Origin of the sequence: Flintibacter hominis (assembly GCF_014287965.1) — a bacterium.
Lineage (GTDB): Bacteria > Bacillota > Clostridia > Oscillospirales > Oscillospiraceae > Lawsonibacter > Lawsonibacter aceti.
Genome location: NZ_JACOPO010000003.1, coordinates 268,656 through 292,567, shown reverse-complemented (window position 1 = coordinate 292,567; position 23,912 = coordinate 268,656). Strand labels below are relative to the sequence as shown.

24 protein-coding genes are annotated in these 23,912 nt (G+C 51.0%); 19 read left to right on the top strand and 5 right to left on the bottom strand.

Going from position 1 to position 23,912, the window contains the following annotated elements:
- Positions 1 to 105 precede the first annotated feature (105 nt).
- The 5 genes from H8S11_RS06675 (at position 106) to H8S11_RS06655 (ending at position 5,174) form a co-directional block, all read left to right on the top strand.
- The gene (locus tag H8S11_RS06675; RefSeq protein ID WP_186852605.1) at positions 106 to 870 is read left to right on the top strand and encodes a MerR family transcriptional regulator; all 765 of its coding nucleotides are present in this window, start codon (positions 106 to 108) and stop codon (positions 868 to 870) included.
- Positions 871 to 995: 125 nt separating this feature from the next.
- Positions 996 to 1,379 (top strand): BlaI/MecI/CopY family transcriptional regulator, encoded by a 384-nt coding sequence (locus tag H8S11_RS06670; protein ID WP_147571816.1) that lies wholly within the window; start codon positions 996 to 998, stop codon positions 1,377 to 1,379.
- A complete protein-coding gene (locus H8S11_RS06665) occupies positions 1,372 to 2,856 on the top strand; it encodes a M23/M56 family metallopeptidase (protein WP_186852604.1) in 1,485 nt (494 codons plus the stop codon). Before H8S11_RS06670 ends, H8S11_RS06665 begins: the two co-directional genes overlap by 8 nt.
- 150 nt (positions 2,857 to 3,006) lie before the next feature.
- Entirely contained in the window at positions 3,007 to 4,650 is a 1,644-nt protein-coding gene (locus H8S11_RS06660; RefSeq protein WP_186852603.1) for a SulP family inorganic anion transporter, read from the top strand.
- Complete coding sequence (locus H8S11_RS06655; RefSeq protein ID WP_186852602.1) at positions 4,647 to 5,174, top strand: dihydrofolate reductase family protein; 528 nt, start codon at positions 4,647 to 4,649, stop codon at positions 5,172 to 5,174. The genes H8S11_RS06660 and H8S11_RS06655 overlap by 4 nt, the downstream gene beginning before the upstream one ends.
- 44 nt (positions 5,175 to 5,218) lie before the next feature.
- Here the strand turns inward: H8S11_RS06655 and H8S11_RS06650 are convergent, their stop codons facing one another.
- Both H8S11_RS06650 and H8S11_RS06645 read right to left on the bottom strand, forming a co-directional pair.
- A complete protein-coding gene (locus tag H8S11_RS06650) occupies positions 5,219 to 5,851 on the bottom strand; it encodes a Crp/Fnr family transcriptional regulator (protein ID WP_147571812.1) in 633 nt (210 codons plus the stop codon).
- Positions 5,852 to 5,926: 75 nt separating this feature from the next.
- Positions 5,927 to 6,466 carry a DUF1697 domain-containing protein gene (locus H8S11_RS06645; RefSeq protein ID WP_186852601.1) on the bottom strand — a complete coding sequence of 180 codons (540 nt, stop codon included), beginning with the start codon at positions 6,464 to 6,466 and terminating at the stop codon, positions 5,927 to 5,929.
- Positions 6,467 to 6,917: 451 nt separating this feature from the next.
- Here H8S11_RS06645 and leuC point away from each other — a divergent pair, with 451 nt between their 5' ends.
- The 4 genes from leuC to H8S11_RS06625 all read left to right on the top strand — a co-directional run bounded on the left by leuC (position 6,918) and on the right by H8S11_RS06625 (position 11,285).
- On the top strand, positions 6,918 to 8,174 hold the full coding sequence (leuC, locus tag H8S11_RS06640; protein WP_186852600.1) for a 3-isopropylmalate dehydratase large subunit: 1,257 nt from the start codon (positions 6,918 to 6,920) through the stop codon (positions 8,172 to 8,174).
- Between the two features lie 178 nt (positions 8,175 to 8,352).
- Positions 8,353 to 8,838, top strand: a complete 486-nt coding sequence (locus H8S11_RS06635; protein WP_147571809.1) for a 3-isopropylmalate dehydratase small subunit — start codon at positions 8,353 to 8,355, stop codon at positions 8,836 to 8,838.
- A complete protein-coding gene (gene leuB / locus H8S11_RS06630) occupies positions 8,835 to 9,911 on the top strand; it encodes a 3-isopropylmalate dehydrogenase (protein ID WP_147571808.1) in 1,077 nt (358 codons plus the stop codon). Before H8S11_RS06635 ends, leuB begins: the two co-directional genes overlap by 4 nt.
- A 174-nt stretch (positions 9,912 to 10,085) precedes the next feature.
- Positions 10,086 to 11,285 carry a pyridoxal phosphate-dependent aminotransferase gene (locus H8S11_RS06625; protein WP_186852599.1) on the top strand — a complete coding sequence of 400 codons (1,200 nt, stop codon included), beginning with the start codon at positions 10,086 to 10,088 and terminating at the stop codon, positions 11,283 to 11,285.
- Between the two features lie 118 nt (positions 11,286 to 11,403).
- Here H8S11_RS06625 and H8S11_RS13925 read toward each other — a convergent pair whose 3' ends face one another.
- A complete protein-coding gene (locus H8S11_RS13925; RefSeq protein ID WP_243200977.1) occupies positions 11,404 to 11,649 on the bottom strand; it encodes a hypothetical protein in 246 nt (81 codons plus the stop codon).
- On the opposite strand from H8S11_RS13925, the gene H8S11_RS06620 reads away from it, so the two are divergent.
- Complete coding sequence (locus H8S11_RS06620) at positions 11,564 to 12,715, top strand: AI-2E family transporter (RefSeq protein WP_366460872.1); 1,152 nt, start codon at positions 11,564 to 11,566, stop codon at positions 12,713 to 12,715. The two genes, H8S11_RS13925 and H8S11_RS06620, sit on opposite strands and share 86 nt — an antisense overlap.
- A 45-nt stretch (positions 12,716 to 12,760) precedes the next feature.
- On the opposite strand, the gene H8S11_RS06615 is transcribed toward H8S11_RS06620, so the two are convergent.
- On the bottom strand, positions 12,761 to 14,002 hold the full coding sequence (locus tag H8S11_RS06615) for a 6-phosphofructokinase (RefSeq protein WP_186852597.1): 1,242 nt from the start codon (positions 14,000 to 14,002) through the stop codon (positions 12,761 to 12,763).
- A gap of 142 nt (positions 14,003 to 14,144) precedes the next feature.
- On the opposite strand from H8S11_RS06615, the gene fba reads away from it, so the two are divergent.
- Positions 14,145 to 15,110, top strand: coding sequence for a class II fructose-1,6-bisphosphate aldolase (gene fba, locus H8S11_RS06610; RefSeq protein ID WP_147571804.1), 966 nt, complete (start codon positions 14,145 to 14,147; stop codon positions 15,108 to 15,110).
- 101 nt (positions 15,111 to 15,211) lie between these two features.
- Positions 15,212 to 15,721 carry an amidase domain-containing protein gene (locus H8S11_RS06605; RefSeq protein WP_186852596.1) on the top strand — a complete coding sequence of 170 codons (510 nt, stop codon included), beginning with the start codon at positions 15,212 to 15,214 and terminating at the stop codon, positions 15,719 to 15,721.
- Between the two features lie 46 nt (positions 15,722 to 15,767).
- On the opposite strand, the gene H8S11_RS06600 is transcribed toward H8S11_RS06605, so the two are convergent.
- Entirely contained in the window at positions 15,768 to 16,166 is a 399-nt protein-coding gene (locus H8S11_RS06600) for a hypothetical protein (RefSeq protein ID WP_186852595.1), read from the bottom strand.
- Positions 16,167 to 16,583: 417 nt separating this feature from the next.
- Between H8S11_RS06600 and H8S11_RS06595 the strand changes: the two genes are divergently transcribed.
- The 7 genes from H8S11_RS06595 to H8S11_RS06565 all read left to right on the top strand — a co-directional run bounded on the left by H8S11_RS06595 (position 16,584) and on the right by H8S11_RS06565 (position 23,745).
- The gene (locus H8S11_RS06595) at positions 16,584 to 17,762 is read left to right on the top strand and encodes an ABC transporter substrate-binding protein (RefSeq protein ID WP_186852594.1); all 1,179 of its coding nucleotides are present in this window, start codon (positions 16,584 to 16,586) and stop codon (positions 17,760 to 17,762) included.
- 141 nt (positions 17,763 to 17,903) lie between these two features.
- The gene (locus tag H8S11_RS06590; protein ID WP_262670249.1) at positions 17,904 to 18,815 is read left to right on the top strand and encodes a branched-chain amino acid ABC transporter permease; all 912 of its coding nucleotides are present in this window, start codon (positions 17,904 to 17,906) and stop codon (positions 18,813 to 18,815) included.
- Positions 18,816 to 18,830: 15 nt separating this feature from the next.
- Complete coding sequence (locus H8S11_RS06585) at positions 18,831 to 19,859, top strand: branched-chain amino acid ABC transporter permease (RefSeq protein ID WP_207721925.1); 1,029 nt, start codon at positions 18,831 to 18,833, stop codon at positions 19,857 to 19,859.
- Positions 19,860 to 19,877: 18 nt separating this feature from the next.
- A complete protein-coding gene (locus tag H8S11_RS06580) occupies positions 19,878 to 20,657 on the top strand; it encodes an ABC transporter ATP-binding protein (RefSeq protein WP_186852592.1) in 780 nt (259 codons plus the stop codon).
- Positions 20,644 to 21,354: an ABC transporter ATP-binding protein gene (locus H8S11_RS06575; protein WP_186852591.1), complete on the top strand. Its 711-nt coding sequence runs from the start codon at positions 20,644 to 20,646 to the stop codon at positions 21,352 to 21,354. The genes H8S11_RS06580 and H8S11_RS06575 overlap by 14 nt, the downstream gene beginning before the upstream one ends.
- Before the next feature lie 38 nt (positions 21,355 to 21,392).
- Positions 21,393 to 22,562, top strand: a complete 1,170-nt coding sequence (locus H8S11_RS06570; RefSeq protein WP_186852590.1) for a pyridoxal phosphate-dependent aminotransferase — start codon at positions 21,393 to 21,395, stop codon at positions 22,560 to 22,562.
- 196 nt (positions 22,563 to 22,758) lie between these two features.
- Positions 22,759 to 23,745 carry an alcohol dehydrogenase gene (locus H8S11_RS06565; protein ID WP_436233173.1) on the top strand — a complete coding sequence of 329 codons (987 nt, stop codon included), beginning with the start codon at positions 22,759 to 22,761 and terminating at the stop codon, positions 23,743 to 23,745.
- Positions 23,746 to 23,912 lie beyond the last annotated feature (167 nt).

The window sequence follows — 23,912 nt, the reverse complement described above, 5'->3', positions numbered from 1 at the left end:
AAATTGGATAAAAACGGAACCGCTGGAAGAAATGAGAAAATAAAAAAACAGGGTTGACTTTTACGCAACGTCAACTGATACAATGCAGAGCAAGGAGGGAAAGCGATGGAATATTCGATTCAGGAAATGTCGAAGCTGGCTGGCGTGACCACCCGCGCGCTGCGCTGGTACGACAAGATCGGCCTGCTGAAGCCGAGCCGTACCGCTGAGAGCGGATACCGTTATTATGGCCCGGCTGAGGTGGACCGACTCCAGGATATCCTGTATTACCGTGCCCTCGGGGTGGAGCTGGCGCGGATACGGGAAAGTCTGGACGACCCCTCCTTCGACCGATTGTCTGCCCTGCGGAGTCATCTGTCCACGTTGATGGAAGAAAGGGCCAGAATCGAAAAGCTGATAGGTTCTGTAAAGGAAACTATCCTGTCATTGGAAAGGAATGATGTTATGATGGATGAACAGAAATTTCAGGCTTTTAAGCGGCGTGCCGTAGAGGAAAATGAGAAAAGATATGGGGCGGAGATCCGCCAAACATACGGTGACCAGGAGATGGACCAGGCCAATGCGTCTGTGATGGGGCTGACACAAGAGCAGTATCGTCAGTGGGAGTCTCTCGGTCAGGAGATACGCTCCAAACTTCGGCAGGCTGTAGAAATGGGTGACGCCCCATCGGGAGAGAAAGGGGAGGAGCTGGCGGCTCTCCATCGTCGCTGGCTTACGATCTCCGGAAATCAGTATGATGTGGACAGGCATAAGGGACTGGCCGAATTATATGTGGCAGATGAGCGGTTTACCGCTTACTATGACAGAGAGACAGATGGATGTGCACAGTTCCTGCGAGATGCCATCCTGCATTGGGCAGGTAAGCTGTAAGGAGAAGGAGGCGGGCGCCCGATCTGTTCGGGGCCCGCCTCCTTAAAAAATCCTTGACAAAAGCAGGTTACAGTTGTAGACTTATAAAGGGTTACAAGTGTAGACTGCTTTAGGAGGTAGGTACCATGCAGGACATAGCGGCCAAAATATCAGATTCAGAGCTGGAAGTGTTAGAGGTGCTCTGGGAGGCAGAGGAGGCCCTGCCCATCGCGCCCATACGAAAGCGGCTGGAGGAGCGCCGTGGCTGGGACAGCTCTACAATCAAGACTCTTTTGCGCCGCCTGTGCGAGAAAGGGGCGGTAGAGGCCAGAAGGAGAGAGTCCTTTTATTATCGCCCTGTCTTGAACAGGGAGGATTATCAGCGATGGTCTACCCGCTCTCTGATTCAGAGGGTTTACCGGGGAAGTGCCAAAGATTTGGTGGCCAGCCTGGTGCGGGGAGATCAGCTGACCGATCAGGACTTAGATGAGCTGAGGGCTCTGCTGGACCGGGAGGGGAGCCATGGCTGATCACTTGCTGCTGCTGATGTCGCTGGCCCTTTCAGGAAGCCTGATGGCTGTGACAGTGGCATTTTTCCGCACCCTGTTAAAGAAACGAACCCCGAGAACCTTTTGGTATTATCTTTGGCTATTGGCACTGCTCCGGTTCCTGTGCCCTCTGGGTACCCAGCAGAGCCTGAGTGACCGGCTGATGGAGCGGCCGGCGGAGCTTTGGGTGACGGTTTCTGAAGCAGGGGAGGGGCGGCCTGTTCCAGAAAAGGAAGGGGCCATCACGATTGCTGGAGAGGGAGATAAATCGGAAACGAAATTTTGGCCTTATGTACTAGCTGCCCTTTGGGGCTTAGGCGCTATCACCGCGCTGGCGGCCCGCTATTTTGGCTGCCGCCGCCTCCGGCAAGAGCTGGACAGAACGGCTTACCCAGCAGACGAATGGGAACAGGCGGTCTATCGGCAGTTGGCTGGCAGGCGAAAGGACGTCCCACTCCTCTTGCGGACAGGGGGAGTCGAAAGCCCTGTGCTGATCGGCCTATTCCGCCCCATCATTTACATTCCAGAGGAGAAGCTGGAACGAGGTGCCTTGCTCTATGCCCTCTCCCATGAGCTGGTCCACTGGCGGCGCCGGGACCTGGCCTATAAACATCTGGTGGTATTGGTGACCTCGCTGTACTGGTTTGATCCAGTTGTCTGGCTGATGGCAAGGGCCATAGACAGGGATAGTGAGCTGTCTTGTGACCAGGAGGTGGTCAAAAATATGTCCCTGCACCAGCGGACAGACTATGGAAGGACGCTATTGTGGGCGGCGGAGCGCCAGGGCAGGGGAGTGCGTCCTCTCTCTGCACCCTTTGGAAGTCAAAAAAGCTGTTTGAGAGAAAGGATTGAGGCGATTATGAAGGTAAGAAAAACATCAAAGCTGACAAAAGCGGCCCTTTGGGTGGTGACAGCCGCCGCGGCGATCTCTTTCGTGGTGGTAGGGGCCTACGCGGGCGGAGAGCGTACCTCCTCCGCGGCGGAACCGACTGTAGTACAGGGGCCTGTGCCGTCGGAGGAGATGTCCGTCCCTGCCGAGTTGTCCTGGCCCTTTGATGGGGGGAAAGAGGTCAAGATCAGTGCCCTGTTTGAAGGCAGAGTCCACCCGATTACCGGGAAGCGATCGGAGCATACGGGGATCGACTTCGTTTTGGAGAAGGAGACCCCCGTGCTGGCTGCCGCCCAGGGCACAGTGACCGAAGTGGGCTATAACACGGAGTACGGCAATTATGTGGAGCTCTCCCACGGCGGAGGTCTAAGCACCAAATACGCCCATCTTGTGTCTGGCGATTTCTGCCAGGAGGGCGATCAGGTCACAGCTGGTCAACAAATCGGGGCGGTGGGAAAAACAGGAAAAAGCACCGGATACCACCTCCATTTTGAAACGATGCTGGATGGAGTTTGGGTAGACCCTATGGACTATTTCCCAGAGGCGAGGGTGACCAACGGGGCGGCATAGGAAAGAAAATTGAAAGCTGAACCATCTGCGGGGCCGTTTTTCGGCCCCGTATTTTTAAAAATGAAACAAAATAGAGAAAACCCTTGAAAAGGGCTGGAATAGCGGCTATGATAAAAAAGTTGTGTGTTTTATTATTGAGGAGGAGAAAAGATGACTGATTTAAAACCCCAGCTTTTTCGATGTCTAAAGGGCTATTCCAAAGATCGGTTTTTGAAAGACCTGACCGCAGGAGTGATCGTCGCCATTATTGCCCTGCCGCTCTCCATTGCTTTGGCTCTGGCCTCTGGTGTATCTCCGGAACAAGGCCTCTATACAGCTATTGTGGCTGGATTCTTGATCTCTGCCTTAGGCGGGAGTAAAGTGCAGATCGCAGGTCCCACCGCGGCCTTTGCCACCATTGTAGCAGGTATCGTGGCCCGCAGCGGAATGGCTGGACTGGCTACGGCTACTTTGCTGGCCGGCGTCATGCTGGTACTGATGGGGATTCTTCATATGGGCAGTATGATTAAGTTTATTCCTTATACTATTACAATCGGATTTACTGCCGGTATCGCAGTCACAATCGTCATTGGCCAGCTAAAGGATTTCTTTGGGTTGACCTTTCAGCAGGCCCCTGTGGAAACGATGGAAAAGCTGGAAGAAGTGGTTCGAACCTTCCATACCGTCAACCCGGCTGCCATGGCGGTTGGGATACTGTCCCTGTCGATCCTGCTCCTCTGGCCTAGGGTTTCGAAAAGGATACCTGCCTCACTGATTGCGGTACTGTTGACGGCGGCGGTGGTTGGACTGCTGGATCTGCCGGTCAATACGATTGGCGATCTCTATGTCATTTCCAGTGCGCTGCCTGCGTTCCAAATGCCCGATTTGTCCTATGAGACAGTGTCCGCGGTCCTGCCGGACGCCTTCACCATCGCTGTGCTGGCGGCCATCGAATCTCTGCTGTCCGCAGTTGTGGCAGATGAGATGATCGGCTCACGGCACAATTCCAATATGGAACTGGTGGCCCAGGGGGTAGGAAATAGCGCCTCGGCCCTGTTCGGAGGAATTCCGGCGACCGGTGCCATCGCGCGTACCGCCGCCAACATCAAAAACGGCGGCACATCCCCTGTGGCCGGCATGGTACACGCTCTGGTGCTGCTTCTGGTTCTGGTCCTTCTGATGCCTTATGCGGCACTGATCCCGATGCCCTGCATAGCGGCCATCCTATTCCAGGTGGCCTACAATATGAGTGGCTGGCGTACTGTACTGAAGGTAGCAAAGACTTCACCCAAAAGTGACATCGCGGTTTTGGTCCTCACTTTCATCCTCACAGTAGCCTTTGATCTGGTGGTGGCCATTGGGGTGGGGTTGTCCCTGGCCTGCCTGCTGTTTATGAAGCGTATGGCCGACGTAGCGGTTGTCAAGGAGTGGGAGTATGTGGAGGACATGGGAGATGAACAGGGCCGCCTGAAGCCTGTACCGGCCTATGTCATGGTATATGAGATCAGCGGTCCCATGTTTTTCGGCGCCGCCGATAAGATTCCGCATATGGAGCGGGACAATGGATGTCGGGTTCTGATTTTGCGGATGCGGTCAGTCCCCGCTATGGATATCACAGCTTTGAATGGTCTGCGCCGCCTTTATGACGAGTGTGTAAGAAAAAATATTAATGTAGTATTTTCCCATGTGAACGAACAGCCCATGTCAGTCTTTCGAAAATCTGGTATGTATGATTTGGTAGGAGCGGAAAATTTCCAGCCGAATATCGATGTAGCGCTGGAACGAGCTATCTCAATAGGGGGTATGCCTGTATGAGAAAGGTTATCCTCTATATTGCCGTGAGCTTAGACGGTTTCATCGCAGACCGCCAGGGAGGGGTGGACTGGCTGGAACGGGCATCCAATGGTGAGGAGGACAGCGGCTATGACGAGTTTATCCAAAAGGTCGATACTGTTCTCATGGGATATAAGACCTACCATCAGGTGACCACACAGCTCTCTCCAGATCAGTGGCCCTATCAGGGGTTGACGACCTATGTATTGACCCACCGCCATCTGGACGATCAAAAAGGCATCCATTTTTTTAACGGGCCGTTGGATCAGCTGTTAGACTGTTTGAAGGAAGAAAAAGGGAAGAATATCTGGTTGTGCGGAGGGGCAGAGCTGGTCCGCCAGGCGGCAGAGGCCGACCAAATCGACCAGATTCGTTTGACCATCCTGCCTGTCCTGCTGGGGGGCGGAATCCGCTTGTTCGGAGAGCGGGAGGAGAGTACCTTCCTGCATCTGACTGACTGTTGCAGGCGGGGAGAAATGGTAGAATGTATCTATGACAGAAGGTAAACAGAACAGGACAGGGAGGGAAAACTGATGGTTTTCCCTCCCTGTCAAATTTGACAGGTTTTTTTCAGGGCTTCTATATCCCATACGAAGATGGTGCTGTAGCCCAGTTCAATGATGCCCTGCCGAGCCAACTGGTTCAGAACGCGGCTCACGGTCACTCGGCTGGCAGATACAGAGGAGGCGATGTCCTCCTGTGTACAGCGGACCGGGCCGCCGGTGGGGGAGAGTGACAGCAGATATCGGGCGATCCGCCATTGGGCCGGGCGGAAGGCCATCTGGTCCAGTTGAGTAGAGAGCAGACGCACAGTTCTGGCAAGATATTTCATCATAGCCAGGGCCAGTTCTGGGTCCTTTTCAATCTCCTCGGTGACCAGCTCCCGGTCAATCGCCACGATCTCACAGCTTGTGAGGGCCACAGCAGAGGATACTCGCGGCAGCTCGTCAAAAAAGGAGGCCTCTCCAAATAGGCTGCCAGGGCCGTAGACATTGAGCGCCCGCTCCGCGCCGTCCTCTGACTGGATGAAGCTGCGCACTTGCCCCTCCTTCAGATAGTAGAAGCAGGTGGCCTCGGTCCCCTGAAGATAGATCAGATAGCCCGGTGAGCACCGGATTGGGGGACGCCCCTGGGCAAAAGGCGCCCAGATGTGAGCGGGAAAGTCCAAATCAAAGGCATTCATATAGCGTATCGCTCCTGATCATCAACTGATATCGAGACAGATTAGAGTTCGTCCTGATAGGGAGGGGAGAAGAGGTCACATTCCAACCAGTTTCCTGACAGTGTTTGCCGTTCGGATGGTCAGTTTTCTACTAATAGCGGCGCTGGCGGTCTTGGGCCACCAATTTGTTTTCTGATAGTCCTTCCGGCTGAATGACCAGAAGATAGCTTCTTTATAGTTCTGAATCTGTTCCAGTCCTTCTCTGGGCATCCCAATCTCGTCCAATACCTGGGAAAAGACAGCCGGCGGCATAATAAAGATCAGGTTATCGTATATCCCTTCTCGTCCGGCGCCCCACCAAGCGGGGGCGTTTTGCAGGATATCCTCCAGATCCTGCCTTAAGATGACAAAGACCGGTATGTCAAAACCAAATTTGACTTTTATCATGCTCTCAATCTGACTGGCTAATTCCTCTCTGCCGTTCTGGTCGCTAGAAAAGAGGACATTTCCACTATTTAGGTATGTTTTGACCGCTCCAAAGCCCAGATTTTCAAAATCTGTTTTTAGTTCCGCCATGGGAATTTTATTTTTGCCGCTGAGATTGACGCCCCTTAAAAAAGCGATGTACAGATTCATTGAATCAAGCTCCTATCTGATTGCCTATATTTTTATCTGAGTGTTTCTGACCGGATCATTTCACATTGACAGTGAAAGAAATGGAGGATCTCATTTTTAGAGAACGGCCAGCAAGGTTCTTCACCATACTCATCTTGGAAAAAATCGATTATTTCTTCGCTGGTCATTGGAGATAGGCTCGCCTTATAGCCGCGCCAAAACTCAAGTTGGATTTCCTGCCAATCCTTATAATTCTTCTTGCTTATAAGGATACAATCTTCCAAGTAGATCAGTGTTGCCCTATTTTTGCCCATCCTGCTCACTCCTGAAAATGGCATTTGTCATTTTGGGCTGCCAACGGCTCCCGTCTAAAAGAGGAAAATCAATTTTTGATTTAATTGTAACATAGTTTACATTCTTTTTCAAATCTGTTTGCTACCATATCGTTAACAACGGCAAGGAGGTAAATTTTATGGGAATGACCATGACACAGAAGATACTGGCCAAACACGCCGGACTGGAACAGGTGGAAGTAGGGCAGCTCATTGAGGCCAAGCTGGATATGGTGCTGGGGAATGACATCACCACTCCTGTGGCTATTACCGAGTTTGAAAAGGCCGGATTTACCCAGGTCTTTAACAAAGATAAGATCACCATTGTCCTGGACCACTACACCCCCTGCAAGGACATCAAGTCGGCCCAGCTGTGCAAGCAGGCCAGAGAATTTGCGCATAAGCACCAGATCACAAACTTTTTCGATGTGGGCCAGATGGGCGTGGAGCATGCTCTGCTCCCAGAAAAAGGCCTGTGTGCCCCCGGTGAGATCATCGTAGGGGCCGACTCCCACACCTGTACATACGGAGCTCTGGGAGCCTTCTCCACCGGCATCGGCTCCACCGACATGGCTGCCGCCATGGCCACGGGACTGCTGTGGTTCAAGGTGCCCTCCGCCATCAAGGTCACATTGAAGGGCAAGCTGCAGCCCCATGTGTCCGGCAAGGATGTCATCCTCCATCTTATCGGGACCATCGGAGTGGATGGAGCTCTGTATCAGTCCCTAGAGTTCACGGGCGAGGGAGTATCTTCCCTGACCATGGACGACCGTTTCACCATTTCCAACATGGCCATTGAGGCAGGGGGCAAGAACGGTATTTTCCCAGTAGACGAGAGGACCATGGAGTATATTAATGGCCGTGTGAACCGCCCCTGTGAGGCATTTTGCGCCGACTCCGACGCCGTATACGAGCGCGAGGTGGTCATTGACCTCGACCAGTTGGAGCCTACTGTGGCTATGCCGCATCTGCCGGAAAATACCAAGGTGGTCAGCGAGGTGGCTGGGCTGCCCATTGACCAGGTGGTCATTGGCTCCTGCACCAACGGACGTATCCAGGATCTGCGCATCGTCGCCGCTATCATGAAGGGGAAAAAGGTGGCCGCAAATGTCCGGTGTGTTGTTATCCCCGCCACACAGGAGATCATCCTTCAGGCCATGAAGGAGGGACTCATTGAAACCTTTATCCAGGCCGGGGCAGCTGTATCCACCCCAACCTGCGGCCCCTGTCTTGGTGGTCATATGGGCGTCATGGCGGAGGGAGAGCGTACCGTTTCCACCACCAACCGCAACTTCGTGGGCCGCATGGGCCATGTGACCAGCGAGGTCATCCTGGCCTCTCCCGCTGTGGCCGCCGCCTCCGCCATCGCCGGGTGTGTAGCCGATCCACGCAAGTAAAAAGCAAAGCCTTTTATTGAGGTTTGCATTAAAATTTAGAAGTTAGGGATCACCAGGGAGCACACAGCTTGGTAAAACCTGCCTTGAGCTTCTGGAGCGAAAGGACACCATGTGTTTCTCATTCTTAACTCCCAACGACAACGACTCCTTTGACTTTGAACAGAAAGGAACAACTCCTATGAAAGTATATAAATACGGCGCCAACGTGGACACTGACGTGATCATCCCCGCCCGGCATTTGAACGACCCCAGCCCCGCCGCTCTGGCCTCCCATTGTATGGAGGACATCGACGCTGGATTCGCGTCCTCTGTCCAGCCCGGCGACATTATCGTAGCCGGTCCCAACTTCGGCTGCGGCTCCAGCCGGGAGCACGCCCCTCTGGCCATCAAATCCTGCAAAGTAAAATGTGTCATCGCTCCCTCCTTTGCCCGTATCTTCTACCGCAACGCCATCAACATCGGGCTGCCTATCGTGGAGTGCGCCCAGGCGGCGGAGGAGATCCAGGCCGGGGACCAGGTGGACGTGGACTTTGCCACCGGAGTCATCACCGATCAGACCACCGGCAAGACTTATCAGGCCGCCCCCTTCCCGGAGTTTATTGAAGGGATCATCCGGAGCGGCGGACTGCTCAACTCACTGAAGGAGCGGGGGGTAGCGAAATGAACTTTAAGATCGCCCTGATCCGGGGCGACGGCATCGGCCCAGAGGTGGTTGGCGAGGCCGTCAAAGTCATGGAAGCCGTAGGCAAGAAATTTGGCCACAGCTTCTCCTTTGAGGATGTGCTGATGGGTGGCTGCGCCATCGACGCGGTGGGCAAGAGCTACCCCGAAGGCACCGCCGAGAAGTGCAAGGCCTGTGACGCTGTGCTGTTAGGCGCGGTGGGCGGCCCCAAGTGGGGCCACGCCTCCGACCCGGAGAAGCGGCCGGAGACCGCCCTGCTGTCCATCCGCAAAGACCTGGGGCTGTATGCCAACCTACGCCCCGCCGCCCTGCGCCCCGCCTTGGCGGACGCCTGCCCCCTGAAGAAAGAGACGGCGGAAAAGGGCATCGATCTGATGATGGTGCGGGAATTGACAGGCGGCATCTATTTTGGCAAGCGGGAGCGGTATCAAACTGAGGACAGGGGTGAGGAGGCATCTGACCGGATGGCTTACTCCCAGATGGAGATCGAGCGTATCGGACGCCGGGCTTTTGAGCTGGCCCGCCTGCGCCGCCACAAGGTATCCAGTGTAGATAAGGCCAATGTGTTGGAGACCTCCCGCCTGTGGCGGTCTATCATGCACCGTCTTTCAGAGGAGTACTCTGATGTAGAATATGAGGATGTACTGGTAGACAATGCCGCCATGCAGTTGGTGAAGGACCCCAGCCAGTTTGACGTGGTGGTCACAGAAAATATGTTTGGTGACATCCTTTCCGACGAGGCATCTATGGTCACCGGCTCCATCGGACTGCTGCCTTCTGCATCCATCGGTGATACTGCCCCCGGCCTATATGAGCCGATTCATGGCTCTGCCCCGGATATCGCCGGTCAAGATAAGGCTAATCCAATCGCAACGATCCTTTCTGTGGGGATGATGTTCCGCTATTCCTTCCATCTTCCACATGAGGCTGATGCTATCGAACAGGCGGTAGATGCCGTGCTGGCTGAGGGCTGGCGGACCCAGGATATTGCGAAGTCGGGAGAGCAGACCATTGGCACGGTTCAGATGGGAGAGCTAATCCGAAGGAAACTATAAAAATAGAAGAAAGAGATCTGGTTCGCCAGGTCTCTTTTTGTTTCTCTTTCCCGGAGGCAATTAGTAGAAATTGCAAAATTAATTTTTTTCTCTTGCATTTTAGATCGTAATCGAATATAATATGCGTTGCAAAAATTGGGCCTCAAAATGAGAGGTTGAAGGAGGACACATGATATGAAGGAACTGTCTAAGATCGCCCTGGCAGTGGAGCCCTCTACTACTATGGCCATCGACGCTATGTTTAAGCAGATGAAGGCGGAGGGGCAGAATGTCATCGGTTTTGGTGCTGGAGAGCCTGACTTCCCCACCCCTGATTATATTAAGGAGGCTGGTATCCAGGCCATTCGGAACAACGAAACGAAATATACCCCTGCAGCCGGCACCATTGAGCTGCGCAAGGCTGTCTGCCAGCGGCTGAAGGAGGACTGCGGTGTAGACTATGAATATACCCAGATCGCTGTGTCTAACGGCGCGAAGCCCTGTGTCTATGTGGCCCTCCGCGCGCTTGTCAATCCAGGGGATGAGGTCATCTTGCCCGCTCCCTACTGGGTCAGTTATATCGAGCTGATCCGTATGGTGGGCGGCGTTCCGGTTGTGGTAGAGGCTACCGAGGCAGAGAATTTCAAGATTACGCCAGAGAAGCTGGCCGCCGCCATCACTCCAAAGACCAAATGTATGATCCTTAACAACCCATCAAACCCCACTGGCATGATGTATAGCCGCCAGGAGCTGGAGGCCATCTCTAAGGTCTGTGTGGAGCAGGATATTTATGTTATCTCTGACGAAATCTACTACGGGCTGGTCTATGACGGCGGACAGTTTGTCAGCCTGGCTGCCTTAGGCGAGGATATTAAAGAGCGCACCCTGCTGATTAACGGCGTGTCCAAGTCCTATGCCATGACCGGCTGGCGAATTGGCTATGTGGCTGCCCCCGCCAAGATTGCAAAGGTCATCGCCAATTTCCTCAGCCATTCCACTGGCTCCCCCTGCTCTATCTCTCAGAAAGCCTCGGCTCTCGCGCTCTCCGCTTCTCAAGACTCCATTGAGGAGATGCGCAAGGCATTTGAGGAACGGCGCAACTATATGGTGGAACGGATGAATCAGATTGAGGGGGTCAGCTGCATCAAGCCTGAGGGCGCTTTCTATGTAATGATGAACATTGAGAAGCTCATTGGAAAAGAACTCCATAGTACGGTGATTAAAGACTCTGATGACTTCGGAAACCTCTTCCTGAAGTACGGGAAGGTGGCGGTTGTCCCCGGGACCGGCTTTGCGGCGCCGAATTTTGTCCGCTGGTCCTATGCCACCTCTATGGAGAACATCAAAGAGGGACTGGACCGTCTGGAGCGATTCCTGGCGGGAGAGACAATCTGAATACGATGAAAAATGGCCGTCCCTATGGGCGGCCATTTTCAATCATTAAAGTTTTGTGAAACTTTTAAGAAAGAGTAGCGGGGGAGAAGAAAATACGATATAATGAAAACAACAGCGATCAAGAAGAAAGCGGGTGGGCTGGTTTGAAGAGAGAGAAGTACGGACCATTTATCGCGGCGGGAGTCACGGCCTTTTGTGTGGTGACCGCGGCAATTTTACTGTTTTTCCTGATCTTCAACGCCGCCTCGGTCCGTGCTTTTTTCACGACCTTATCACATATCCTGCGCCCTATTTTTATGGGGATGATACTGGCCTTTCTGTTGCTGCCAATCCAAAGGCATATCCTCCAGTTTATGTTGGCCATGACACCAAATCAGAAGCTGAAAAACAAGAACGATGTCCGGTTTTTATCTATAATATCCATCGTCTTGAGTCTGCTGGTTGCCTTTATCCTGCTGTATCTACTGCTGGCCATGGTAATTCCCCAGGTATATGACAGCATCGTCGGATTGGTCATGGCTTTCCCAGAGTACATTGAGAGCGCCCAGGTGTGGTTGTTAACCTTCCTGGAGGACAATCCAGAGATACAGTCCGCTATCATGCCCATCTATAACTCGGCGGCCACCTCTCTGGAGCAGTGGCTCTCCTCAGATATCCTGCCCAATTTAGAGTCGGTGTCCTCCACGCTGGACTGGCTGCGAGCTACGGTCCTACCGAACATTACCGGAGTTGTGTCCGGTGTATCCGCTATTTTGTTGGCTGCCTTACTGCTGATTAAGGACCTGTTGATTGCCATCATCGTTTCTGTCTATCTCCTTGTTCGGAAGGACACGTTTGCTGCTCAGAGTAAGAAGATTGTTTACAGTATCTTCCGTACAGACCACGCTGATTTGATTGTATCTGAAACGAGAGAAGCCTACCGCATCATGAGTGGGTTTATTAATGGAAAGCTGTTGGATTCTCTCATTATCGGAATTATTTGTCTGGCCTGTTGTAATCTCTTTCACTTTCCCTATCCGGCTTTGGTTGCGACCATCATTGGTGTGACCAATGTGATCCCCTTTTTTGGTCCATTCATTGGAGCGATTCCCTGTATCCTGCTGATCTTTATCATCGATCCCATCCAGAGCATATATTTTGCCATTTTTGTTTTAGTGCTTCAGCAGTTTGACGGAAATATCCTGGGCCCTAAGATCTTGGGTGAGTCTACCGGGTTGGCCTCCTTTTGGGTCCTGTTTTCTATTATTCTGTTTGGCGGACTGTTTGGTTTTGCTGGGATGGTGCTGGGAGTGCCAGTATTTGCTATGATCTACAGTATAATCAGGCGGCTGGTCTGCTATGGCCTGCGCCGTCATAAGCTGCCAACTGAAACAGAGGTGTATATGGGGCGTACAGGCCCCATGTCCCTGCCAAATGGTCATAAAGAATAAAAAATCAGCCCCGGAGAGCAGCTCCGGGGCTGATTATATTTTAGATTACATATCAGTGGTCAGCACTTTCTTCAGATGGGCGAAGCGGGGGAGGGAATGTTCCTTGGGAGCGTCAGTTTCGCCTTGGATTAGGGGGAGTACATAATCGATGAAGGGCTGCTCCACGCCGTTTCCGGCCTCGTTGATCCACTCACGGGGGACCTTCTTCTCGAAGTTAGCCACGATGTCCAATGGCTCCAGAGAGGTCTGGCACTGATAGCCGCCTTCACGGGTGCATTTGAAGGCCACCATCTTATCGGTTGTGCCGGCCACAGCGGCTTCAACAGCAGCGGAGCCGGCCTGCCAGGCTTCTTCGACATCGGTCTTGGAGGCGGCGTGGGAGGCACAACGCTGCAGCAGAGAGAGCTCGATTCCCCGGACCTTGGCGCCAGTGTGCTTCTTGATGACATCAGCCAGCATTACGGCCAGGCCACCCAACTGAGCGTGGCCGAAGCCGTCGGTGGCGGAGGTTTCCGCCTCAGACACGAACCGGCCATCGGCGTAGTGGATACCCTCGGATACAGCGACCATGCACTTACCGGTCTTATCATAGATGCTCTTGACATCGGCGATGAACCGGTCCATATCGAAGTCCACTTCGGGCAGGTAGACAAGGTCGGGACCACAGCCGGTGAGGGAAGCCAGAGCGGCCGAACCGGCCAGCCAGCCGGCGTGACGGCCCATGATCTCAATGACAGTGACCATGCCAGTATCATAGACGTGGGCGTCCTGCCAGACCTCGGCGCAGGAGGTGGCGATATACTTGGCGGCAGAGGCGAAGCCGGGGCAGTGGTCTGTGCCGTTCAGGTCGTTATCAATTGTCTTGGGCACGCCCATGATGCGGCACTCATAGCCTACCTTCTGCATATACTTAGAGATCTTATTGCAGGTATCCATAGAGTCATTGCCGCCATTGTAGAAGAAGTAGCGGACGTTGTACTTCTGGAAAATCTCAAGGATCCGCTTGTAATCAGTGTCATCCTTGTCGGGGTCAGCCAGCTTGTAGCGGCAGGAGCCCAAAGCGGAAGAGGGGGTATACTTTAGAAGATCCAGTTCAGCGGGATCCTCCTGGGACATATCATACAGCTTGTCCTCCAGTACACCTTTGATGCCATGGGCAGCACCGAGAACACGGGTAATGCAATCGGACTTCAAAGCGGTCTGGATGACACCCTGAGCGCTGGCGTTGATGACAGCGGTGGGGCCGCCAGACTGGCCAATGATACAAGCTCCGGTCAGTTTCTCCATGTTTGCTTCCTCCTTAAATATAAAAATACGTGGAAAAATGATTTAACTCAGAAATTCTCTTCTAAATTCTAGCACAGATACTTGTAATTATCAACTGTTAATGGTACAATAAGGATTACCAAATTCAAAGGAGATGGTAATTATGCCATTGGTTACTACTACAGAAATGTTCAAGAAAGCCTATGATGGCGGTTACGCAATCGGTGCTTTCAACGTCAATAACATGGAGATCGTTCAGGGCATTACCGAAGCTGCTAAAGAAGTCAATGCTCCCCTGATCCTCCAGGTCTCCAAAGGGGCCCGGGCTTATGCGAACCACACCTATCTGATGAAGCTGGTGGAGGCTGCTGTGATTGAGACCGGCCTGCCCATCTGCCTGCATCTGGATCATGGCGACAGCTTTGAGACCTGTAAGTCCTGTATTGACGGCGGCTTTACCTCCGTTATGATCGACGCCAGCTCCAAGCCCTTTGCCGAGAATATTGAGATCACCAAGAAAGTGGTGGAGTACGCCCATGACCACGGCGTGGTGGTTGAGGCGGAGCTGGGCGCTCTGGCTGGCGTTGAGGACGAAGTGAATGTGTCTGCTGAGGCCTCCCATTATACCCGCCCCGAAGAGGTGGAAGAGTTTGTGTCCAAGACTGGCTGTGACTCTTTGGCCATTGCTATCGGCACCAGTCACGGCGCTTATAAGTTCACCGCCGCTCAGTGCACCCGTAACGAGAAGGGCGAACTGGTGCCTCCACCCCTGCGATTTGACATCTTGGATGAAGTTGTGAAGCGCCTGCCCGGCTTCCCCATTGTGCTTCATGGCTCCTCTTCCGTGCCGCAGGAGTTTGTCAAGATGATTAATGAGAACGGCGGAAAGATGCCCGATGCCGTCGGTATTCCTGAGGAGCAGCTCCGTCAGGCCGCCCGTGGCGCTGTGTGTAAGATCAATATTGACTCCGACCTGCGTCTGGCCATGACTGGAACCATCCGCAAGTTCATGGCTGAACACCCTGATAAGTTTGATCCCCGTGAGTATCTAAAGCCTGCCCGTGCCGCTATCCAGGCTATGGTTAAGCATAAGCTGATTGATGTTTTGGGCTGCGACGGTAAGGCCTGATAATTTTCAAAAAGCAACGACTCCGGCCCCAGATCCGCTACGGCGGGTCTGGGGTCCTTTTCTGATCTCTCTGCATAAGATGAGAGAAGGGGGGAGGAAGAATGCTAAAAATCATACCTTATGACCGTTTTGCTGGAGTTTCCTATGCGCACCGCTGGGCCTATGAAAGAAACCCTAAATATATGAATTTCGATGAATTAGGAGGGGATTGTACTAACTTTGCTTCCCAGTGCCTCTATGCCGGGGCTGGGGTCATGAACTTCACACCTACCTTTGGCTGGTACTACAACAGCGGGAAAGACAGGGCTCCGGCGTGGACAGGGGTACCTTATTTTTTTAACTTTTTAACGAGGAAGCAAAAGACACCCGGTCCATTTGGGAGAGAGGTCCTGCTGGAGCAGGTGGAACCGGGCGATTTTATCCAGCTTCGTTTCTCCGGACATCAGGAATTTAGCCATAATCCAATCGTGGTAGAGATAAAAAGAGAGAATGGGCCGGGCTCTATTCTTGTGGCCGCGCATAGTCAGGACACGGATTTTCGTCCCTTGAGCACCTATCCTTATGTACAGCTAAGATGTATCCATATCTTAGGTACATATCAATGGGGATGAAAGATACCATTAAAAAGCACCCAAAGTAGATACTTTGGGTGCTTTTTTAATGCTTCTTTGAATTGCGATGGCTTAGTTTCCTCAACCAAATCACCACTCCGGCCAGCAGAAGAACGATAACAAGAGTCAAAGCCGAACTAATAGTAGACATCATATCATAGGTGAGAAAAGGAAGAACTTCAATGGAGAAATTCTGTATGATAATGACACCATTCTCGGTAATGGTCTGAGTAAACATTTGATTCTGCAGCATACAAACAGCAGATTCCACCAGAGCGATAATGCCAGCAATAGCATAGATGAGGCGCAGAGGGAGGCGGACTCGCATCTGATCTTCCTCTGAAATATCAAAAAAACGGTACATCTGTCCAGAACCTTTAATTGAAACATAAAACAAATAAAAAGCAACGATTAATTGAAAGGAATCAAGGAATGCGGTAGGCATGGGTTCCTCCTAAAATACTGTTTAGCGAAATAAAAGTTAACAACAATAATAATATATTGCGGACCAATGATTGTCAACTGATTTAGATGCCACTTCACTTTGAATAAAAATTGAACTGCCTACAGACTCATAGGGTAATGCAAGAATGCAGCCATTAAATTTCATTATAATATGACTGAGTTTCAATTACAATAATTTTATCTTTACGACTTAAACAAATTTTGGCTACAAATTTGACATATCATACAAAAAGAATAAATATAGAAATGTTAGCGTTGACATTTTGCATGTACTGATATTAAAATAAACAACAAGAATTTGATTCCATAATAAGAGATAATATTTCATAATATGAAAAAACGATATTAAAGAGAAGTCTCTCTTTAGTATAATATTTGATCAAACAGGAGGAAAACAATGAAAAAGGTTCTTGCATTTGCGATGGCTTTGGCGATGGTGTTTTCCATGGCCGGCTGTGGAAACGGTAGTAATAGCGGCTCTACCAACAGCGGCGGAGATGAGGTAGAAACATTAAAAATTGGCGTTGTTTGCCCCATTTCTGGTGTCTCTGCTATTGCTGGAAAGTACATTACGAATGGTGTCGAGGTTGTAGAGAACGAGCTAGGCGGTAAGATCGACATTAAGGGCAAAGAGTATAACATCGAGTTCATTTACATGGACAATGAGGCATCCGAGGAAAAAACAACAAATGTGTTTCAGAAGTTAATTGAGGAAGAAAAGGTTATTGCTATAGTCGGCCCTGATATGTCCAAATGCGCATTGGCTGCTGGTCCGATTGCTCAGAATGCCAAATGCCCCATCGTTACTACCTTTGCGACTAACACTGCGGTTACTGAGGTAGGCGACTATATTTTCCGGGCCTGCTTTATTGATCCTTTCCAAGGGCAGATGGCTGCCCAGTATATCTGGGAGTCCGGATATGAGACTGCCAGCATTATGTTCAACAACGCTGATGCCTATGCGACTGGACTGAAGGACGCATTTATTGAAAGCTATGAAGCGCTGGGCGGTCAGATCTTGGCTATCGAAGAGTATTCCGGCTCTGATGTTAAGGACTATAACGTCCAGTTGACGAAGCTGGCCGCTGCCAATGCAGAGAGTGTATTTTTCCCCAACCTGCTGAGTGAGCTCGGCCTCCAGATCCAGCAGGCCCGCTCCGCTGGCATCACTTGCCCCATTATCTGTGGTGACTCTGCTGATACTCCTGAAGTCGGACAGGTGGCTGGTGCTGCTGTGGATGGCGTAGCCTATGTTTCCGCTTTTTCTGCTGAGTCTACCGATCCCGCTGCTGTTGAGTTTGTTGAGAAGTACACTGCCCTGCATCCCGATGAGCAACCCAATTCCAATGCTGAACTGGCTTATGAAGCTACTATGATGGTTCTCTATGCGTTGCAGAATGCAGAAGAGCTGACCCGCGATGGTGTCCGTGACGCTCTGGCTTCTATTGAGAATCTTCAACTGCCCTCTGGTCCTATGACGATGGGTGAGGATCGTAACCCCATTAAGGGTGGCGTGGTTATGCAGTATGATGCTGATGGTGTTTCCCATTATGTTTCTTCCATCAATCCTAGCTGATTTCTTTTGGATTTTTCATCGGTGACATAGGGCAGCAATTCTTTCTTAGGCATAACTGAATGTGCCGGCTGCGTTTGATACCAGCCGGCACATTTCCTTTCTTAGTAAATCCATTTTTTAGACATGATAGGAGGCGTTCCTGTGGCTACGATCCTACAATACTTAGTTTACGGCTTGCAATTGGGCAGCGTATATGCGTTGCTTGCATTGGGCTATACCATGGTCTATGGGATTGTTGGCATGATCAATTTTGCTCATGGTGACTTTTTGATGATTGGTGCATTGGGCACCTATTTTATTGCTCAACTTTTCTCCAGCTATCAGATTGATGGAACATTCCCAATGCTTATTGTAGGGATTATCATATTGATTGCTATGCTGGGCACTGGCGGAATCGCTGTAGCGACTGAGGCGATCGCTTACAGACCTCTGCGCAATAAACCTAGAATGATTGCGTTGATCACAGCTGTAGGTGTCTCCATGTTTTTGGAGAACTTTCCAAGGGCCTTACCTTTTATTGGCCCGAATCCTCGCTCGTTCCCCACACTATTTACGCCCAAAACCTTTAATGTTTTAGGGGCGTCTATCACTTCGACCCAGATTATCATGATCATATTGGCTGCTGTTACTATGATGGCACTATATTTCATGGTGAATGGCACAAAGATCGGTGGACAGATGAGGGCCGTCAGTATGGACAAGGATGCAGCTTCTTTGATGGGTATCAATGTCAACCGCGTCATTTCCATCACATTCTTCGTAGGCGGCGCTCTGGCCGCAGTGTCTGGTATTTGCTATGCCAGTGCCTATCCTCAGGTTGATGTGTATATGGGTTCCTGGCTGGGCAATATGTCATTTGTCGCAGCCGTTCTGGGTGGTATCGGTGATATTAGGGGGGCCATGTTGGGGGGCTTTATCCTTGGAATCGCCCAAATATTTGCTACCGCTTTGAACTCTACCTTCGGCTATGCTGTCGGATTCATTATTTTGATTGTTATCCTTTTGGTCAAGCCTGCCGGTATCATGGGCAAGCTGGTCATAGAGAAAGTTTAAGGAGGGGTGATCTTTATGAATATAAAGAAATTGATTAAGTCGATTTACCCCGCCTTAATTGTTGTCCTTTTATATGTAGTTGTAACGGTCCTGCGCTCTGTGGGTATCCTAAATGGCTATTATATTCAAGTCATGATGTTTGCCGGCATCAACATTATGATGACAGCCAGTCTGAACTTGGTCAATGGCTTTACTGGACAGTTCTGCATTGGCCACGCTGGCTTTATGTCCCTAGGTGCTTATGGGGCCGCGGTCATTACCACCATGGTATTTGATGGTAAGAATATTCCGGTAGTTGCCCAGGTCCCTGTCTTTTTGTTAGGCCTACTGGTAGGAGGGTGTGTGGCTGCCTTGGTAGGAGTGCTGATTGGGATGCCCTCCCTAAAGCTAAAGGGGGACTATTTGGCCATTGTTACTCTGGCCTTTGGTGAAATTGTCCGCGCTATCCTTCGTCTGATCCAGCCGATTGGCGGAGCCAGAGGCATGATTGGCATTCCAAATTACTCCAATTTTGCCTGGATCTTATTCTTTATGGCGTTGACGTTATATCTATTGCGTAACCTTATCTATTCTCCCTACGGCCGCGCCTTTATCGCAATTCGGGACAATGAGATTGCTGCAGATGCCATGGGCATCAATACTACCCGCTACAAGATCACATCGTTCTGTATCGCTGCCTTTATTGCCGGCGTAGCAGGCGGCCTGTATGCTCATGTGCTAGCCTTCATTCAGCCGGACTCCTTTAGCTTTACAAAGAGCTCCGATTTCTTGGTCTACTTGTATGCCGGGGGTTCCGGATCTCTGACTGGTTCTATTTTGGGCGCCACACTGTTGACCATCCTGCCTGAGGTTCTCCGCTTTTTGGCCGACTGGCGCCTGGCGGTGTATGCGGCTATTCTGGTCATTGTGATGCTCTATCGCTCAGAGGGGCTTTGTGGTGGCAAGGAAGTTCCCTTTATGCGTATTTCTCGTGCGTCCCTGTACGAGACTCCGCTGTTTGGCTCAAAGAAGGATAAAGAGCCTGCGGGTGTCTCTAAGTCCTGAGAAGGGAGAAGTGGTGATATGAGTCTTCTTGAGGTCAAAAACCTCTCTATCATGTTCGGTGGGCTTTGCGCCGTGGATAATTTTAATTTGGAAGTTGAAAAGGGCGAATTAATTGCCATTATTGGGCCAAACGGCGCAGGAAAGACAACCGTATTTAATATGCTGACCGGTATTTACAAACCCACCACCGGTACCATTAAGCTAGATGGGGTGGATATGGTAGGGCTTAAACCCTATCAGTTTGCGCGACAGGGGATTACCCGAACTTTCCAGAACATCCGCCTGTTCTCTAATGCCAGTGTGGCGGACAATGTAAAGATGGCCCATACTATGCATAACGACCAGAATCTAGCCAAATGTTTTTTGCGTACACCGGGCATGGTGAAGAGCGAAAGGGAGCTGGATGAGAAGGTCATGGGTCTGTTAGACCGTCTGGGACTGGCCGACAAAGCAAATTTACTAGCAAAAAATCTGCCCTATGGCGATCAGCGCCGTCTGGAAATTGCACGTGCCCTGATGACGGATCCCAAGATCCTGTTGTTGGATGAGCCAGTAGCTGGTATGATTACCACTGAACTGGAGGATATGGCGAACCTGGTAGCACAGATTCGCAAGGACTTTGGTGTGACTATCATTTTGATTGAGCACCACATGAACTTTGTAATGCCTATTGCGGACCGCATCAAAGTCTTAGACTTTGGTAAGACCATAGCTGAAGGGGTGCCCGCCGAAGTGCAGGCCAATCCGAAGGTTATCGAGGCATACTTAGGAGGAGGCTATCAGAATGTCGCTACTTGAGATTCGGGATCTTCATGTGTCCTATGGAGCCATTAATGCGGTACAAGGCGTTTCCTTCTCGATGGAAAAAGGGGAGATTGTGGCGTTGATTGGGTCCAATGGCGCTGGAAAGTCCACCATTCTGCGCACCATCTCTGGTCTGGAGCACGCAAAAAGCGGGTCAATTCTGTTTCAGGGAACAGAATTGACCAAGATGAAGCCCCATAAGATTGTAGAACAGGGCATTGCCCATGTGCCAGAAGGCCGCCGGGTATTTTCGAAGATGTCCGTCACTGAAAACCTGACTATGGGAGCCAATCTGATAAAAGATAGAGCTTTCATAAAAGATGGTCTGGAACGGGTATTTACTATCTTTCCACGACTGAAGGAGCGTGAAAAGCAGCAGGCTGGGACACTTTCTGGAGGTGAGCAGCAGATGCTGGCGTTAGGCCGGGCCTTGATGACCAATGGAAGCCTGTTAATGCTAGACGAGCCTTCCATGGGGCTGGCTCCTATTGTTGTAGAAGATATTTTTCGCGTCATCAGGCAGATTAATGAAACTGGCACTAGCATCTTGCTCATCGAACAGAACGCCTTTTTAGCTCTGAATACGGCCTCCCACGCTTATGTGCTGGAGACGGGGAAAATTACCATGCAAGGTGCCTCTCAGGATTTGCTAGCTGATGAGCGTGTGAAGGCAGCCTATCTGGGTGCCTAAGCATATACAACAAACTGATTTGTAGGAGTGAATGAACGATGCAGTTGTCAAATTTGGCCCAAAATCTGGGTGGATCAGTCATTCGGGAGATGTTCAATGAGGCCTTGAAAATGGAGGATACTATCAGCTTTACAGTTGGCGAGCCGGACTTTATCACTCCGCGCCCCATCATTGAAGAGGCATGCCGATGCTGGGAGTCCGGTATGACTCACTATACCCCGAACAGTGGCGTGTTGGAACTGCGCCAAGCGATTGCGGAGTACCATGCCAATGATCTGAAGCCTGATCCCGCAAACCAGATTATGGTGTCCTGCGGTGCCACTGAGGCGATCCAGATGGCTTTGTTCACCTTGGTAAATCCCGGTGATGAAGTCATCGTAATCACACCGGCCTGGCCTAATTATTTTGGACAGATTGGTATGGTGGGCGCCAGAATGATCTGTGTCCCAGCACGTGAGGAAAACGGATTTATCCCAGATCCTGATGACATCAAGGCCGCGATCACACCTAAAACAAAAGCTATCATTCTCAACTCACCCTCTAATCCTACCGGTGCGGTGATTGACAAGGATACTTGCAAAGCCCTGGCTGACCTGCTCCGCGAGCGGGATATCTTTATCATTGCCGATGAGATATACAGCCGGTTAGTTTATGATGATGCGGGCTATACCAGCATTACCTCCTTTGATGGAATCATGGAAAAGACTGTGTACATTAGCGGCTTCTCCAAAATGTTTGCCATGACTGGCTGGCGCCTTGGTTATGCGATCTCCCAGCCTGATATTATCCGTAACATGACTAAACTGCACGAGAACGGCGCTTCCTGTCTGCCGGCCCCCAGCCAGATTGCGGCCGCCTGTGGGCTGCGTCAGTGCCAGTCTGAAATTGAGAATATGCGGCAGAGCTATCTTCGCCGCCGTGACCTGATCTGTTCACTGATTGACCAGACACCTGGTCTGTCTATTAAAAAGCCAAAGGGCGCCTTCTATGCCTTTGTCAATGCCAAGGAACTGACAGAGTTCACCGGGATGAATTCCCGTGACTTGTGTATGGATCTACTGAAGAAGACCGGGGTCGTTACTGTCCCTGGATCCGGATTCGGTGACAGTGGGGAAGGATTCATCCGAATTACCTACGCCACCTCTGACGAAAATATTAAGAGGGGCTTTGAGCGCATCCAGGGCTATATTCAGGGCCTGGGATTTTGAATCTAAATCTATATCAAATGAAGGGCAGAGGCCTTGTCTGGGGACAGGGCCTCTGCCTTTGTTTTGATTCCCTTGAATTTTGTTTTGGAAAATGCTATGCTGGAATTAAGAAACTACAATGGAGCGGATAATGAATATGTTAGCCTATACTTTTTTGGAACAAGGAACATTCAAATTGTTGGAGAAGGAGAGACCAGTGATCTTGGATGACCGAGATGCGATCGTGCGGGTCACCTTGGCCAGCATTTGTACCAGTGACCTCCACATCAAGCATGGCTCTGTGCCAAGAGCAGTGCCAGGTATTACAGTTGGCCATGAGATGGTGGGTATAGTAGAGAAGGTTGGTCCTGCTGTATTATCAGTGAGGCCTGGTGACAGGGTCACCGTAAATGTAGAGACTTTCTGTGGGCACTGTTTTTTCTGCCAGCATGGCTGGGTGAATAACTGCATAGACCCGAATGGTGGCTGGGCCTTGGGCTGCCGCATCGATGGCGGGCAGGCAGAATATGTGAGAGTTCCCTATGCGGACCAGAGCTTGGATAGGATCCCTGATCCCGTGACTGACCGCCAGGCCCTTTTTGTAGGTGACATTCTGGCTACAGGTTATTGGGCGGCCCAGATATCAGATATCAGCCCTGATGACACTGTGCTTATCATCGGGGCCGGCCCGACAGGTATATGTACCTTACAGTGTGTTTTGTTAAAAAGTCCAAAACGTGTGATTGTATGCGAGCGGGAAGAACAGCGCCTCCAGTTTCTCCACCGTTACTATCCTCAGGTGCTGGCGACCACACCGGAAAAAGCACTGGACTATGTACGGCGAAACAGCGACCATGGCGGTGCGGATGTAGTGCTCGAGGTCGCTGGTGGAGCGGAAACCTTTCGTATGGCCTGGCAGTGTGCCAGACCCAATGGCACTGTGGCAGTAGTGGCGCTGTATGACGGTCCTCAGCAGCTGCCATTGCCCGAAATGTACGGGAAAAATCTGACCTTCAAGACTGGTGGTGTGGATGGTTGCAGCTGTGCGGAGATATTAAAGCTGATCAAGGAGGGAATGCTGGACACCACGCCGTTAATCACCCATACCTTTCCGCTAGAGGAAATCGAGGCGGCCTATGACCTCTTTGAACATCGGCGGGATAACGTGATAAAAGTGGCCATTGAGATAGGGGAGAAGTCCTAATGATCTTATATTTTTCCGGAACTGGAAACAGCTGTTATGCCGCTGAACTTTTGTCAGAGCAGCTGAATGAAGAACTCCTGGATCTAGGAAAACGAATCAAAAGTGGTGAAAAAAACCGATTTTTCTGCTAGGCATTGGGTTTTTGTAAGTTTTCATTATATTTAAAT

Coding starts and splice junctions, on each gene's coding strand:
- H8S11_RS06635 (WP_147571809.1), top strand. CDS start 8,353: ATGAAAGTATATAAATACGGCGCCAACGTGGACACTGACGTGATCATC.
- H8S11_RS06615 (WP_186852597.1), bottom strand. CDS start 14,002: ATGGAGAAACTGACCGGAGCTTGTATCATTGGCCAGTCTGGCGGCCCC.
- H8S11_RS06600 (WP_186852595.1), bottom strand. CDS start 16,166: ATGCCTACCGCATTCCTTGATTCCTTTCAATTAATCGTTGCTTTTTAT.
- H8S11_RS06595 (WP_186852594.1), top strand. CDS start 16,584: ATGAAAAAGGTTCTTGCATTTGCGATGGCTTTGGCGATGGTGTTTTCC.
- H8S11_RS06605 (WP_186852596.1), top strand. CDS start 15,212: ATGCTAAAAATCATACCTTATGACCGTTTTGCTGGAGTTTCCTATGCG.
- H8S11_RS06585 (WP_207721925.1), top strand. CDS start 18,831: ATGAATATAAAGAAATTGATTAAGTCGATTTACCCCGCCTTAATTGTT.
- H8S11_RS13925 (WP_243200977.1), bottom strand. CDS start 11,649: ATGGCCAACATAAACTGGAGGATATGCCTTTGGATTGGCAGCAACAGA.
- leuB (WP_147571808.1), top strand. CDS start 8,835: ATGAACTTTAAGATCGCCCTGATCCGGGGCGACGGCATCGGCCCAGAG.
- H8S11_RS06645 (WP_186852601.1), bottom strand. CDS start 6,466: ATGAATCTGTACATCGCTTTTTTAAGGGGCGTCAATCTCAGCGGCAAA.
- H8S11_RS06675 (WP_186852605.1), top strand. CDS start 106: ATGGAATATTCGATTCAGGAAATGTCGAAGCTGGCTGGCGTGACCACC.
- H8S11_RS06625 (WP_186852599.1), top strand. CDS start 10,086: ATGAAGGAACTGTCTAAGATCGCCCTGGCAGTGGAGCCCTCTACTACT.
- H8S11_RS06665 (WP_186852604.1), top strand. CDS start 1,372: ATGGCTGATCACTTGCTGCTGCTGATGTCGCTGGCCCTTTCAGGAAGC.
- leuC (WP_186852600.1), top strand. CDS start 6,918: ATGGGAATGACCATGACACAGAAGATACTGGCCAAACACGCCGGACTG.
- H8S11_RS06670 (WP_147571816.1), top strand. CDS start 996: ATGCAGGACATAGCGGCCAAAATATCAGATTCAGAGCTGGAAGTGTTA.
- H8S11_RS06580 (WP_186852592.1), top strand. CDS start 19,878: ATGAGTCTTCTTGAGGTCAAAAACCTCTCTATCATGTTCGGTGGGCTT.
- H8S11_RS06575 (WP_186852591.1), top strand. CDS start 20,644: ATGTCGCTACTTGAGATTCGGGATCTTCATGTGTCCTATGGAGCCATT.
- H8S11_RS06655 (WP_186852602.1), top strand. CDS start 4,647: ATGAGAAAGGTTATCCTCTATATTGCCGTGAGCTTAGACGGTTTCATC.
- H8S11_RS06650 (WP_147571812.1), bottom strand. CDS start 5,851: ATGAATGCCTTTGATTTGGACTTTCCCGCTCACATCTGGGCGCCTTTT.
- H8S11_RS06660 (WP_186852603.1), top strand. CDS start 3,007: ATGACTGATTTAAAACCCCAGCTTTTTCGATGTCTAAAGGGCTATTCC.
- fba (WP_147571804.1), top strand. CDS start 14,145: ATGCCATTGGTTACTACTACAGAAATGTTCAAGAAAGCCTATGATGGC.
- H8S11_RS06570 (WP_186852590.1), top strand. CDS start 21,393: ATGCAGTTGTCAAATTTGGCCCAAAATCTGGGTGGATCAGTCATTCGG.